This window comes from Fructilactobacillus ixorae (genome assembly GCF_024029915.1).
Taxonomy (GTDB): domain Bacteria; phylum Bacillota; class Bacilli; order Lactobacillales; family Lactobacillaceae; genus Fructilactobacillus; species Fructilactobacillus ixorae.
The window spans coordinates 796309-809842 of sequence record NZ_CP097478.1; the positions used below are offsets into that span (position 1 = coordinate 796309).

The 13534-nt window shown below is 47.2% G+C and carries 13 protein-coding genes; 1 reads left to right on the forward strand and 12 read right to left on the reverse strand.

Features of this window, described 5'->3' with window-relative positions; genetic code table 11:
* Nucleotides 1–31: 31 nt before the first annotated feature.
* The 7 genes from M8332_RS03885 to M8332_RS03915 form a co-directional block, all read right to left on the reverse strand.
* Nucleotides 32–772: an RsmE family RNA methyltransferase gene (locus tag M8332_RS03885; protein ID WP_252779541.1), complete on the reverse strand. Its 741-nt coding sequence runs from the start codon at nucleotides 770–772 to the stop codon at nucleotides 32–34.
* A gap of 1 nt (nucleotide 773) precedes the next feature.
* Entirely contained in the window at nucleotides 774–1652 is an 879-nt protein-coding gene (gene prmA / locus M8332_RS03890) for a 50S ribosomal protein L11 methyltransferase (RefSeq protein WP_252779543.1), read from the reverse strand.
* Nucleotides 1653–1704: 52 nt separating this feature from the next.
* Nucleotides 1705–2013 carry a hypothetical protein gene (locus tag M8332_RS03895; RefSeq protein WP_252779544.1) on the reverse strand — a complete coding sequence of 103 codons (309 nt, stop codon included), beginning with the start codon at nucleotides 2011–2013 and terminating at the stop codon, nucleotides 1705–1707.
* 169 nt (nucleotides 2014–2182) lie between these two features.
* Nucleotides 2183–2572, reverse strand: coding sequence for a VOC family protein (locus tag M8332_RS03900; protein WP_252779545.1), 390 nt, complete (start codon nucleotides 2570–2572; stop codon nucleotides 2183–2185).
* A 96-nt stretch (nucleotides 2573–2668) separates the two neighbouring features.
* Entirely contained in the window at nucleotides 2669–3037 is a 369-nt protein-coding gene (locus tag M8332_RS03905; protein ID WP_252779546.1) for a hypothetical protein, read from the reverse strand.
* 5 nt (nucleotides 3038–3042) lie between these two features.
* Complete coding sequence (locus M8332_RS03910; protein ID WP_252779547.1) at nucleotides 3043–3369, reverse strand: hypothetical protein; 327 nt, start codon at nucleotides 3367–3369, stop codon at nucleotides 3043–3045.
* Complete coding sequence (locus M8332_RS03915) at nucleotides 3362–4660, reverse strand: Y-family DNA polymerase (RefSeq protein ID WP_252779548.1); 1299 nt, start codon at nucleotides 4658–4660, stop codon at nucleotides 3362–3364. Before M8332_RS03915 ends, M8332_RS03910 begins: the two co-directional genes overlap by 8 nt.
* Nucleotides 4661–4929: 269 nt before the next feature.
* On the opposite strand from M8332_RS03915, the gene M8332_RS07220 reads away from it, so the two are divergent.
* Nucleotides 4930–5142, forward strand: a complete 213-nt coding sequence (locus tag M8332_RS07220) for a DUF805 domain-containing protein (RefSeq protein ID WP_353937861.1) — start codon at nucleotides 4930–4932, stop codon at nucleotides 5140–5142.
* 111 nt (nucleotides 5143–5253) lie between these two features.
* Here the strand turns inward: M8332_RS07220 and M8332_RS03920 are convergent, their stop codons facing one another.
* The 5 genes from M8332_RS03920 to dnaK form a co-directional block, all read right to left on the reverse strand.
* Nucleotides 5254–6024, reverse strand: coding sequence for a (S)-acetoin forming diacetyl reductase (locus tag M8332_RS03920; protein ID WP_252779549.1), 771 nt, complete (start codon nucleotides 6022–6024; stop codon nucleotides 5254–5256).
* A 168-nt stretch (nucleotides 6025–6192) separates the two neighbouring features.
* The gene (locus tag M8332_RS03925; RefSeq protein ID WP_252779550.1) at nucleotides 6193–8280 is read right to left on the reverse strand and encodes a DUF5978 domain-containing protein; all 2088 of its coding nucleotides are present in this window, start codon (nucleotides 8278–8280) and stop codon (nucleotides 6193–6195) included.
* Nucleotides 8281–8477: 197 nt separating this feature from the next.
* The gene (lepA, locus tag M8332_RS03930; protein ID WP_435370802.1) at nucleotides 8478–10298 is read right to left on the reverse strand and encodes a translation elongation factor 4; all 1821 of its coding nucleotides are present in this window, start codon (nucleotides 10296–10298) and stop codon (nucleotides 8478–8480) included.
* Nucleotides 10299–10411: 113 nt separating this feature from the next.
* Nucleotides 10412–11545, reverse strand: coding sequence for a molecular chaperone DnaJ (gene dnaJ, locus M8332_RS03935; RefSeq protein WP_252779552.1), 1134 nt, complete (start codon nucleotides 11543–11545; stop codon nucleotides 10412–10414).
* 131 nt (nucleotides 11546–11676) lie between these two features.
* Complete coding sequence (dnaK, locus tag M8332_RS03940; RefSeq protein ID WP_252779553.1) at nucleotides 11677–13524, reverse strand: molecular chaperone DnaK; 1848 nt, start codon at nucleotides 13522–13524, stop codon at nucleotides 11677–11679.
* Nucleotides 13525–13534 lie beyond the last annotated feature (10 nt).

Consider the following 13534-nt stretch of genomic DNA (forward strand, 5'->3'; position numbering starts at 1 on the left):
TCGTGATTTAAGTTATTTTAATCATATTTTATCATTTAAGTTCGGAAAGTACAGAAATGGCACTCAAAAAGTACAACGGTGCCGATTCCGTGCGTAGAATCCGGGGGCCTAAGCCGACCACCTGAAACCCAGTGGCTTGTAAGTCCTGAACTTCCTCAAGGCGCAGGCCCCCTTCAGGACCAAAGAGGGCTATCACTCGGTCGCCCGGGTGAAGCTGCGTGCCCAGTTGCACTAGCCGACTGGTCTCCCCCTGTTTGGCTGCTTCTTCATATGCTATTACCCGCTGGTCTGCGTCTGCCGCCACCGTCTGTAACGCCGTCAGGTTTTCGTAGTACCGAACTTCCGGAATCACGTTTCGATGCGACTGTTCGGCCGCACTGCGCGCAATTTTTTGTAAACGCGCAATCTTTTTAGTGGCCTTCTGGGACCACTTTGCGACCGACCAATCGGTTGGGACGAAGATAATGGTTTGCGCTCCGAGTTCCGTAGCTTTCTGCACAATTAACTCGGCTTTCCCACTTTTCGGTAAGCCACAGGCAATGGTGACCGCCACCGGCAGTTCGACATTCTGCGTGGTTGCAGCCACAATTTTAATTATGCCCTGCTGCTCATCGACCAGTTCGCCCACAAAGACCTGCTGCTGGTCATCCACAAACTCGGCCTGCGTTCCTATGGTAGCGCGTAAGACCCGCAACCAGTGTTGCTTAATTTCTGCGGATAACGGGACTTCTTCGCCCACCGTTAAGGGACGTTCACTAAAATAATGTTGCACGTTATTGTCCTTTCCGTTTTACTACCAAGGCCCGCCAGTTCTCGTGCGCCAGCGTTAGCTGAACGTCTAGCTTTAGGGAGTCCAGTTGGGCTAGAATGCCCGCCAATTGATCAGCATAAATTCCCGATAAAATTAGCTGTCCAGTTTCCGTTAAATGGCTCGGCACCTGTGGGAGCAAGGCATGCAACACTTCTGCTAACATGTTTGCAACAATGACATCCACCGTCCCCAAAATGCCATCAAGGAGACTATTGGTGGCGACCTCAATATCTTGCATCCCGGAGTTCGCGGCCACATTTTGCTGGGCAGAAGCGACCGCCACCGGATCATTATCAAAAGCCCGAATGGCACCGGCACCTAATAAACGAGCCCCAATACTGAGCACGCCTGATCCAGTCCCCACGTCAAAGAGCGTTTCACCACCCCGCAGGCTCATTTCTAAGGCTTGGAGCGCTAGTTTGGTCGTTGGATGCGTTCCCGTTCCAAAGGCCATCCCGGGATCCAAGCGAATCAGCTGCTGATCACGTTGGTTTTGCTGATAATCCTCCCAGTTGGGAACCACCGTTAGATAGCGCGTAATCCGTTCGGCATGATAATAATGCTCCCACTCGGTGGTCCAGCGATCATCAACTTGTTGCGTGGTGACCGTTGCGGCTCCCGCATCAAGGCCATAATCGGCAAACTGGGCTAAGGCTTGCTGAATGCGGTCAAGCAACGGTTGGATGTCAACATCTGCAGCTACATACGTCTCCACGACCACTTGGTCCCCCGGTAATTGATCCTCAATTTGAATCCCTTGGGCACCTAACTCAACTAGCAAATTACTAACCGCTGCGACGGCTTCATTCGTGGTGGTTACTTGAATCTTGGTTAAACTCATGTGTGCTTCCCTTCTGACAAAAAGAAGCATCCTGTTGAGGATGCTTCACTTGTTAATGTTCTTCTTTCGCTTTTTGCAGCTTCGCTTCGTGATACGGAAGATGTGACTTCAAATACTTCAACAGGATCCGCTCGGTTTTGAAAATCCGCGGATGTTTTTGCTTGTGTAAGCGCAAGTCAATTTCCTTAATTTTTTGGCGTCCTGTCCATCCGTGTCCATAACGTAAAATAATCCGGTTATTCAATTCATCTTTCCCAAACCGGAAAATGTACACACTCTCTGGAGTCATTAATGGGCGGATGTAACCCTTTTTGTAATGATAACCATTGTCCCGCAAAAACTTTTTCGTCATTGCTAACACGTTATCCACCTCCATTTTCCAAAATTCGTCTAAACCTATTATCCATGGTACTGGAGCAATCTGAAAATGGCAAGGAGATTTATTTAATTTACCTAATAATCATTAAAAACAATGCACCCAACTCAGAAAAAAGCAGGCGTATTGACTACGCCTGCTTTCTGGAATTCCCTTATTTTACAATTTCACAGAATTCAATTTTTTCGTGGTTCGGACCATAGATGTTGAAGAACTTAATTCCCTTGTCCCAGAATGGCCGAGTTTGAATTTCCGTGTCAATTAAGTTTAAATCCATTTGCTTGGCTGCTTGTAAAGCAGCAGCGGCATCCGTAGTGTTTAATGAGATGTGGTTAATGGCTCCATCAACTTTCGCGGTTTCGTCACCTTCCCACGTTTCAATCAATAAGTTACCGTACTTCATAAATGCACACCGATTACCTTGGTATAAAAATTCACCGGCCTTTTCAAAGCCTAATTTTTCGTAAAAAGCAACCGTTTCATCTAAGTCTGTGGCTGGAATTCCAACGTGTTGAATTCCGGTAAAGTAATTATCTAATGCCATTTTTATCTCTCCTTTAGGTTTAGTTCATGTCAACTATGTGAAACTGTGAACACCATCATTATAAGCTACTTTTTTTCAAGAATAAAGGGTCCCTCCCTACTTTTTTACATCACACTTTAACACGGTATTGAGAGGAATAAACTGCTGCCCAATCCGCAGCCTGCCTGCCTGCCAACCGGTAATTCTCCCCTGGATTTGCTGATAGTGAGCTTCAAAGCCACTGAATTGCTGCCAGGTAATCGTCACCACTTGGTTATGCCGATAGGCCTGCTGGAGCGTCTGCACTACTTGCACTGGTTCGGAAGGAGGCAGTTGTGCCCACCTTTGCTGTTGCACCGCCGTACAGCGTTGTTGGTGTAATAATTGAGTATGATCAGATAAAAAATAGCCCTGCCATTTCTGAATCCCCCGGTCATGATAATCATGGGCGAAAAACTGTTCTGCTAGTCGTTCATCCATTGCCATTGACATCACCTCCTGGACCGGCTAATTAACTGGCCCGTCGTTGGCCACCGCAGCTGGTTAAAGTTTCGATAGACAACCGTAAATTGATACCGCCGGCGGACTAAGTATTGAACTGCTTCTAGGGTTGGTAAATCAAGGGTTGGTACCACCCCAATTGGGTGCGACCGCTGATTTTGATGTGGATGTTGAACGTTTAAAAACCAATTAAAGCGCTGAGCATAGGGATCTCTAACGATCACCAGTAAATACCGCATCCCGTGTTGCGGGTGAAATTCCCGTCCGATTTGCTGAATGAGCTGGTTAGCCTGGTGCCGAAGCCACTGTTTATTCATAACTATTTCCCCCACTGTGACCCCCAACTAGTCCAGCACGTTGCAGCGCAGTCCCACCTGGACACAGGCTGTGCGGGTGAAAGATGGCACTGACCCCAAAGCGTTGCCGGATTTGATCGGTTACTTGCGTTAATCGCTGTCGTCTCACCCGTTGCTGATTATTGGCTAATAGCTCTAACTGCATTCCGGTGGCCTTGGTTAAATCACCATACGCCAAGTTAATCCGCCGAATCCCCTCACCCTGCCAGAGTTCATGAAACAGAGCCAACACGGTCGCCGTCAAATCGGCCGTTTGGTCGGTAGCAGCAATCCGACGAGTTTTGGCTAACCGACCACGTACTCCCGCCGTTCGGCTTGCAGTGGCTAACCCTAGGCTAAGGGCGACCGACCCTGCTTGCAGTTGGTGCGCGCGAATTCGGGCAGCAACTTGCTCCGCGAGTTCCTTTAAAACTACTTCTAACTCAGCAGCCTGCCAGTAATCACGGGGAAGTACCTGTCCGTTACTATAACTCCGGTGCCGGGGTCGATATTGTTCGTGGAGATTACTACGATCGATGCCCCAGGCGGTCGCAAATAACTGAGAGCCGATGATGCCAAGTTCTTGTTGTAGTGCATACGGATTCGCCGCAGCTAAATCCGCCATCGAATTAATGCCCAAGCGGTGTAGTCGCTGCGCCTGCCGGGTTCCAATTCCCCATACGGCAGTTAAATCCCGAATGGTCCAAATCTTCGTGGGCACATCTTGATAGTGAATCTCGCCAATTAAATCAGCAGCATGTTTCGCATATAAATCAAGTGCTAACTTGGCCTGGACCGGATTATCACCAATCCCAACCGTAACGTACAGTCCTAAGCGTCGACGCACTTCCCGTTGAATCCGTTCGGCAACCTCGCGAACCGTATTCCCAGCTAGCTGCCACGAATGCGTAACGTCTAACAGCGATTCATCAATCGAATATGGTAAAATGTCTGCTTCAGCGGCAAATTCACTAAAAATCCGGTTGATTTTTAAGTTTTGTTGCAGATAAAAATTCATTCGTGGTGGCACTAACAAGAGGCGTTCGTCATGGGGGAGCTCGTACTGGCGGTTCACGTTATGCAACCCAAATAACTGTTTCGCCCGTGGTGAGGCTGCTAGAATTAAGCCACCGTTCGTACTGGCGGTTTCTGACATAACACAGAGAACCGCAGTTAACGGGTTTAGGCCCCGGGCCACACATTCACAACTAGCATAAAAAGATTTGTTATCAATGAAGAGATAAACCCCGCGGGGTTCGGTTTGATAATTCACGTTCGCACACCTCCCGAACACTTGTTCGGTTATTATTGTACTGTGCTTAGTGCTGTTTGTAAACGTGTTTTTCCTTTGACCAACTTTGATCTAACGAAATTAGATTCATCCTACAAGTGCCGGCGTAGTCCGTACGTAATTATGAAGCCCAACTAACCATAAACCCAGTTTGCAGGAGGCGGAGCATGTTTAAAGCCTATCGAAATTTTGGGCACAACCCCTTTAACTTTTCCGGAACAGCAACGTTAATTGCGTTCTGAATTCCCCTAATTTTTAACTACCTATTCGCGTTAATCCCGGCCTGGCTAATTACTAACCTAGCAGATACACTTTTGGGGCAAGTAGCTTCGGATGTTTATCTGATTCTGGTTGCCCTCGCCCGGGTGGGTCAGCTTTTTGTTACCAGGGGCCGGCTCCACGACTCCAATCACTCTGGTTGGTGGTTTTGGATTCAGTTGATTCTGGTGATTGGAACTTTGTGACTCCTCATTTTGTTAATTTTACCGGGGACTTGCCGGAGTTGGTGGCGTTAAGCTCGCCGAATTAAAAAAAGCTGATCCAAAAAAAAATTGGATCAGCTTTTTTAATTGTAGTTAGTTAAAGACCATGCCCCCATCAATCAAGAGTGATTGGCCGGTCATGTAATCAGAATCAGGACCCGCAAGGTACGAAACACACCCTGCCACGTCTTCTGGTTGCGAAAGCCGTTTCAAGGCGATGTCCTTGGCAAATTGTTCCATGCCCCATGCAAATGGTTTGCCGGCTTTTTCCGCTACCTGCTTGGCAATCTCATTCATCATTGGCGTTTCGACAATTCCCGGACAAAAGGCGTTCACGGTGATGCCGTCATCGGCTAACTCCTTTGCCGTGGTTTCCGTAATCCCCCGAATCGCAAACTTAGTGGATCCGTAAACCGTTAGATTCGGATTACCGGTCATCCCAGCCTGTGAAGACGCATTAATAATTTTTCCGGCGTGCTTGAGCCGTTTGAACATGGTCGCCGCCGCTTGAATTCCCCACACGGTGCCACCCACGTTAATCCGTTCTGCTTCTGCCAGCACTTCCGGGGTGACCTCTAAAATGGGCGTTGTGGGAGCAACCCCCGCGTTATTAATCATCACGTTCAAATCACCAAAGTGGTCATAGGCAGTTTGAACAGCTGCAAAAACCTCTTCCCGGTTGGCCACGTCAGCTTTGATTGCAAGGGCGTCTCCATGATCCTTTTGAATGATATGCGCTACGTTTTCCACCTTATCTAAGGTTCGACCGACGAGGGCCACTGCAAACCCATCGTGATGTAACCGCTTTGCAATGGCGGCACCAATTCCCTGACCGGCACCGGTAATTAAGGCAACTTTTTTCATCTTCTACTCCACTTTCTAAGCTTAAAAATTTAATTAACAAATCCCCTTTGATTATACTCCTAATTGTTCAACACTGCACAATAAAAATGAGCGCCATTTTCTACTGCCTGCTCATTCAAACCTAAACCAAAAAGCGCTTAGTAGTCTCCACCACTAAACGATTTTCGATTAAGATCCCAACAAGAATAGCATTACGAACGCTAGCAAGAGCAATGCTAAGCCAATTGTGATTACCAACTGCGAGCGGTGATCCCCTAATTGGGGAATCATCGGTTGGTTCGCCTGAGGCTGGTGCTGGTTAACTACAGGTTGTTTGAGCGACCGCATGTATGGTAACTTAATCACCCTTCCGGCAGCTGGAATCGTCACCGTAAATGGACTCTTGGGTTTAGCATATCCAGGTATATCGGGCAGAATATTTGGATCAATCGTGATGCAGTCCCCTGGTTTGCCAGAGAACTGCGGGAAGTTAATGCCTGGATGTGGAATCACGTTTCCATTCTGATCCACCGGTTGACTTGGCGTTTTTGGTTCTGCAGTGGGCGTGTACGGGATGTTAATCGGAGATCCGTTTGCCGGAATCGTCACCGTAAACGGTGCCGTCGGTTTATCGTAACCCGGAATATCCGGGAGATTCTTCGGATCAATCGTCACCTGTTCCCCTGGTTTCCCCGGGAATTGTGGGAAGTCGGTCCCAGAATGGGGAATCACGTTCCCATTTTGGTCCACTGGTTGACTCGGGGTTTCTGGTTCCGGTGTCGGCGTGTACGGAATGTCAATTGGGGTTCCTTCTGCTGGAATCGTCACCGTAAACGGTGCCGTCGGTTTATCGTAACCAGGAATATCCGGGAGGTTCTTCGGATCAATCGTCACCTGTTCCCCTGGTTTCCCCGGGAATTGTGGAAAGTCGGTCCCAGAATGGGGAATCACGTTCCCATTTTGGTCCACTGGTTGACTCGGGGTTTCTGGTTCCGGTGTCGGCGTGTACGGAATATCAATTGGGGTTCCTTCTGCCGGAATTGTCACCGTAAACGGTGCCGTCGGTTTATCGTAACCAGGAATATCAGGAAGGTTCTTCGGATCAATCGTCACCTGTTCGCCTGGTTTACCCGGGAATTGTGGAAAGTCGGTCCCAGAATGGGGAATCACGTTCCCATTCTGGTCCACCGGTTGACTCGGGGTTTCTAGTTCCGGTGTCGGTGTGTACGGAATGTCAATTGGGGTTCCTTCTGCCGGAATCGTCACCGTAAACGGTGCCGTCGGTTTATCGTAACCTGGAATATCAGGAAGGTTCTTCGGATCAATCGTCACCTGTTCGCCTGGTTTACCCGGGAATTGTGGAAAGTCGGTCCCAGAATGGGGAATCACGTTCCCATTCTGGTCCACCGGTTGACTCGGGGTTTCTGGTTCCGGTGTCGGTGTGTACGGAATGTCAATTGGGGTTCCTTCTGCCGGAATCGTCACCGTAAACGGTGCCGTCGGTTTATCGTAACCTGGAATATCCGGGAGGTTCTTCGGATCAATCGTAATTTGATCCCCTTCATTTCCGTTAACCGGTGGGAAATCAAATTTATTTTCACTAGGAGGAATAACCTCTCCATTCTTAGCATTCACTGGTTGCATTGGGGTCTTAGAATAAACACTAAAGTCTACCCCATCAATGTAGTTCCCATACGAAGGCGCTTTACTAGCGACACTCTTAAACCCGAAGTACGTCTCGGTTTGCCCCGCCGGAACTTCATAGTAACCATCATACCGCGTCCAAGTTCGATCAGGACTAGAGACTTGTCTAACCGCGCTATGGTTAGCTAACGTTCCGATGTTGATAGCCATGGTATCGGTTTGATCTCGACCAGCGTGGTATAGACTCCAGTGCATAATCGTTCCGGGGGTTGATTTAACTACTTGATATAATTCCCCAGTTTCATTGGCATTAATTTCCGCCCACTGATTACCAACGGCCGCCTTAAAATTATGGTACTTACCGCCGGTTCCGTTCATCATCTCAATATCATGATCGCTAGCGGTCGTTGACCACCCAGGGACCGTATCTTGTGAAGCGATGCTTACACTGTTTGCAGCCAAAACTGGATCTTCAAATGATCCATTGACAATGTGATCAGATATTTGATCCTGAGTCGTAGCAGCGCTAACGGCGGGGGTAGCCACCGAGTCAGCGTTCATCAGTTTTGGGTACGCCACTAACATCTGGGTTACCACAAACCCACTAAAGATAATTTTCCATTTGTACTTCATAAAACAGGACTCCGATAACTAAACTTATTAAGAAATCATTAACGCCCTCAGTATACCACAAAAAAATAATTATCATAATTTCAGGTTTACTATGTAATAAAATTTAATTGTGTCCTTTTAATTCGAAATCCAAATTACCATTGAAAATGGCCTAACGAAAAAACCACTGACTAGCATCCTAGTCAGTGGTTTTGTGCTTAATCGCCATTTTGTTCTGTATCAGATTGCAAGACTGTCATAAAGGCCGCCTGGGGAATCTCGACCTTTCCAACGGCCTTCATCCGCTTCTTACCTCGTTTCTGCTTCTCTAACAACTTAGCCCGCCGGTCGGGATCCCCGGTGTGAATCCGGGACGTTACATCTTTCCGGTAAGCTTTAATGTTCGTCCGGGCAATGATTTTGGATCCAATCGCAGCTTGAACTGGAATTTCAAAGTTTTGGCGCGGAATAATTTCCTTTAACTTGCGTACAATCTCGCGACTCCGATCCTCTGCAAACTGACGGTGCGCAATAAAACTCAGGGCGTCAACTTGATCCCCATTCAAGAGAATATCCACCTTTACTAGGTCACTAACTTGATAGCCATCCACTTCATAATCAAGGGAAGCGTAACCCTTCGTACTGGATTTTAACTTATCGAAAAAGTTAAAAATAATTTCTGACAGGGGCATCTGGTAAATAACGTTCACCCGAGCATCATCAAGATATTCCATGGTTACAAAGTTCCCTCGACGCGCCTGACAAAGTTTCATTACCGCCCCAACGTAGTCATTCGGTACCATAATCGTTGCTTTTACAGATGGTTCTTCAATGTTTTTAATCTTTGAAACATCCGGCATTTCGGCGGGATTTTCCACCTCAACCATGCCACCCCCATTTAGGTTTACGTGGTAGGTAACCGAAGGCGCCGTAGTGATTAAATCAAGGTTAAACTCGCGTTCCAAGCGTTCTTGCACCACATCCATGTGCAACAAGCCCAGAAAGCCACACCGAAAGCCAAAACCCAGGGCTTCAGAAACTTCTGGTTCAAATTCCAAGGACGCATCATTTAACTTAAGTTTTTCCAGGGCTTCACGTAAATCTTCAAACTTCGCGTTATCGGTTGGATAAAGCCCCGCGTAAACCATCGGAATCATTTCCCGATACCCGGGTAAAGCCTGGGCTGCCGGTTCGTCGACGTTCGTAATCGTATCTCCCACTCGGGTTTGGGTAATATCCTTAATGCTAGCGGTTAAATAACCAACGTCCCCCGCCATCAGGTAATCCCGCGGCAGTGGTTTGGGCGAGTTAACCCCTACCTCGGTCACTTCGTACTCGCTCCCGCTGTTCATCAACCGAATCCGGTCCCCCGCTTTAACGACTCCAGCAAAAATCCGGACGCTAAGCACCACGCCCCGATAATCATCATAAATGGAGTCAAAAACCAGCCCCTTTAAGGGCGCCTCGATTTCACCGGTTGGTGCCGGAATTTTCGCCACAATTTCTGCTAACAAGTGGTCAACGTTCAGCCCGGTCTTCGCACTAATTTCAACCGCATCGCTGGTATCTAGCCCAATCACAGCTTCGATTTCCTGTTTAACCCGATCTGGTTCGGCAGACGGTAAGTCAACCTTATTAATCACGGGCAGAATTTCTAGGTTGTCGTCTAGGGCTAGATAAACATTGGCAAGGGTTTGGGCCTGAATTCCCTGGGTCGCATCCACGACCAAAATGGCGCCCTCACAGGCAGCTAAACTACGTGAAACTTCATACGAAAAGTCAACGTGCCCCGGGGTATCAATTAGATGAAAGACATAATCAACCCCATCTTTTCCGTGGTACTTCAGTTGAACCGCATTCAACTTAATCGTAATCCCACGTTCCCGTTCCAAGTCCATGTTATCTAATAGTTGATCTTTCATCTCCCGTTTCGATACCGTGTCAGTTAACTCTAGAATGCGGTCAGCCAGGGTCGACTTCCCATGGTCAATATGGGCCACAATCGCAAAATTCCGAATCTTGCGTTGGGCAGTTTGCATTGCTTTATAATCCACGTTATTTCCCGCTTTCTTACTTCGATCGTTTTTTCTTAATTATACCAATGGGTTGCCGCAGAAACAAATAGAGCGAGACCACCATCTCGCTCTACTAGTTATTTTAATTTATCCTTTAACTTTTCAAAAAATCCTTTTTCAGGAATGGGATGTTCCCCACTCGCTTCCGCAAAGGCTTGCATCGCTAACTTTTGTTCTGGCGATAATTTCTTGGGGGTCACAACGGTTACGCGCACCATTTCATCACCCTTACTATCACTGTGCAATCGGGGGGCGCCTTTGCCCTTAAGCTTAAAGACGGTCCCGGTCTGGGTTCCCGCTGGAATCGTCAGTTTGCCATCACCATAAACGGTTTTGACGTCTACTTCATTTCCTAAAGCTGCATCCGCAAACGAAATTTCCTTGTTGTAGTAAATCGTGGAACCATCCCGGTGAAAGTCTTGACTTGGCAGCACCCGAAAGACTACAAACAGATCTCCGTAGGGTCCACCATTAAGGCCAGCATTTCCTTGGCCCTGTAGGCGCATCTGCTGTCCTTCTTCAACACCGGCTGGAACTTTGATTTCAACCTCGTGGTTTTCTTCTATCTTCCCAGTTCCACCACATTTTGGACATTTTTCCTTAATTAATTTCCCAGTTCCCTCACACTGCGGACAAGTGGTTTGGGTTTGCATTTGGCCCATGGGGGTGTTAACCGTCCGCGCAATTCGGCCAGACCCGTGACAATCCGGACAGGTTTCTGGGTGGGTCCCTGGTTTAGCCCCGTTACCATGACAATCCGGACATTCAGCCTCCCGGTGGTAACTAATTTTCGTTGTCTTTCCAAAAATTGCTTCATCAAAGGTCAACGTCATTTGGTACTGCAAATCTTCACCTTGTTGGGGGGCCGTTGGATCAGCTCGACGCCGACCTCCGCCCCCAAACAAATCACTAAAGATATCCGAAAAGTCCCCAAATCCAGCACCGCCAGCGCCATTAAAGCCGCCTCCGGCACTACCGCCAAAGCCTTGCGGACCATCTGCGGAACCATATTGATCGTAGTTTGCCCGTTTTTGCTGATCACTTAAAACTTCATAAGCCTCAGTGATTTCTTTAAACTTGGCTTCAGCTCCTGGCTCCTTATTAATATCCGGGTGATATTTTTTGGATAGGTGGCGATAGGCGTGGTTAATATCTTTTTCGGTCGCATCCTTTGAAACGCCTAAGACATCGTAATAATTTTTCGCTGCCATTATGATCCTCCTCGTTTGATTGCCCCGTTCTAAAACAAAAAGCCAAAGCGTTCACAATGGCTTTGGCTTTTTGATTACCCACCCATTTGGCAGGCAAGCTCCCACTGATTAGGAACTTAAAACGAGCTTAATTATTTTTGATCGTCGTCGTTTACTTCGTGAAAGTCACCATCAACGGTCTGATCATCGCCTTGCTTAGCTGAATCAGCATCTTTGCCAGCGCCAGCTTGTCCATCTTGAGCTTGTTGTTGGTAAAGTTTAACTGCAACTGCTTGTACCTTTTCATTCAAAGCATCTTTCTTAGCTTTCATGTCTTCAAGGTTGTTGTCAGCCTTCGCTTGCTTCAGTTCTTCTTCAGCATCTTTAACTTCTTTAATCTCTGCTTCAGAAACCTTGCCCTCAACGTCCTTCAAAGTCTTGTCAGTTTGGAAGATTAATTGGTCAACTTCGTTGTTCAAGTCAACTTCTTCTTTCTTCTTCTTGTCCGCTTCTTCGTTAGCTTGGGCTTCTTTCATCATCTTATCGATTTCTTCATCAGACAGACCATTGGAGTCCTTGATCGTAATCTTTTGTTCCTTACCAGTTCCTTTGTCCTTAGCAGAAACGTTTACAATCCCGTTTTTGTCAATATCAAAGGTAACTTCGATTTGGGGAACCCCACGCGGCGCAGCTGGAATATCAGTTAATTGGAACCGACCTAATGATTTGTTATCAGCAGCCATTGGCCGTTCACCTTGAAGAACATGGATATCAACGGCCGTTTGGTTATCAGCAGCAGTTGAGAAGGTTTGCGACTTCGAAGTTGGAATCGTCGTGTTCTTGTCAATCAACTTCGTCATCACTCCACCCATCGTTTCAATTCCAAGGGACAGTGGGGTAACATCCAACAGCACAACGTCTTTTACGTCTCCAGTCAGAACTCCACCTTGAATAGCAGCCCCTAAAGCCACCGCTTCATCAGGGTTAATGGAGTGGTTCGGGTTCTTACCCGTCCAGTTCTTAACGGCTTCTTGAACAGCAGGAATCCGTGTTGAACCACCGTTTAAGATTACTTCATCGATGTCACTTGTACTTAAACCAGCATCCTTCAATGCGTTTTCAAATGGAACCTTCGTTTTATCAACTAAGTCAGAAGTTAATTCATTGAACTTAGCCCGCGTTAAAGTGGTTTGCAAGTGCAATGGACCATTGTCATTAGAAGCAATGAACGGCAAACTAATTTCAGTTTGGTTAACCCCAGAAAGTTCCTTTTTAGCTTTTTCAGCTGCATCCTTCAAACGTTGTAAAGCCATCTTATCTTGGGATAAGTCAACGCCTTGTTCTTGTTTGAAGTTAGCAACTAACCAGTCAATGATCCGTTGGTCAAAGTCATCTCCACCAAGGTGTGTATCACCATTAGTCGAAAGAACTTGGAAAACTCCATCCCCTAATTCTAGGACCGAAACATCAAACGTTCCACCCCCTAAATCGTAAACCAGGATTTTTTCATCTTTATCCTGCTTGTCCAAACCATATGCCAAGGAAGCAGCCGTCGGTTCGTTGATGATCCGCTTAACATCTAATCCGGCAATCTTTCCGGCATCCTTAGTTGCTTGCCGTTGGGCATCATTAAAGTAAGCTGGAACGGTAATAACGGCTTCAGTAACCGTATCACCAAGGTAATCCTCAGCATAGCCCTTAATGTATTGCAAAATCATCGCTGAAATTTGTTGTGGCGTGTATTTCTTGCCGTCAATGTCAACTGTGTAGCCTTGTTCACCCATGTGACTCTTGATGGAACGAACCGTGTTCGGGTTTGTAATTTCTTGCCGCTTAGCAACTTCCCCAACTTGAGTTTCACCGTCTTTAAAAGCCACTACTGAAGGAGTAGTCCGCGACCCATCTGGGTTCGTAATGATTTTGGGTTTGCCACCTTCCATAACCGCTACAGCTGAGTTAGTGGTACCTAAGTCAATTCCAATAATTTTATTACTTGCCATTGTTGTCTCT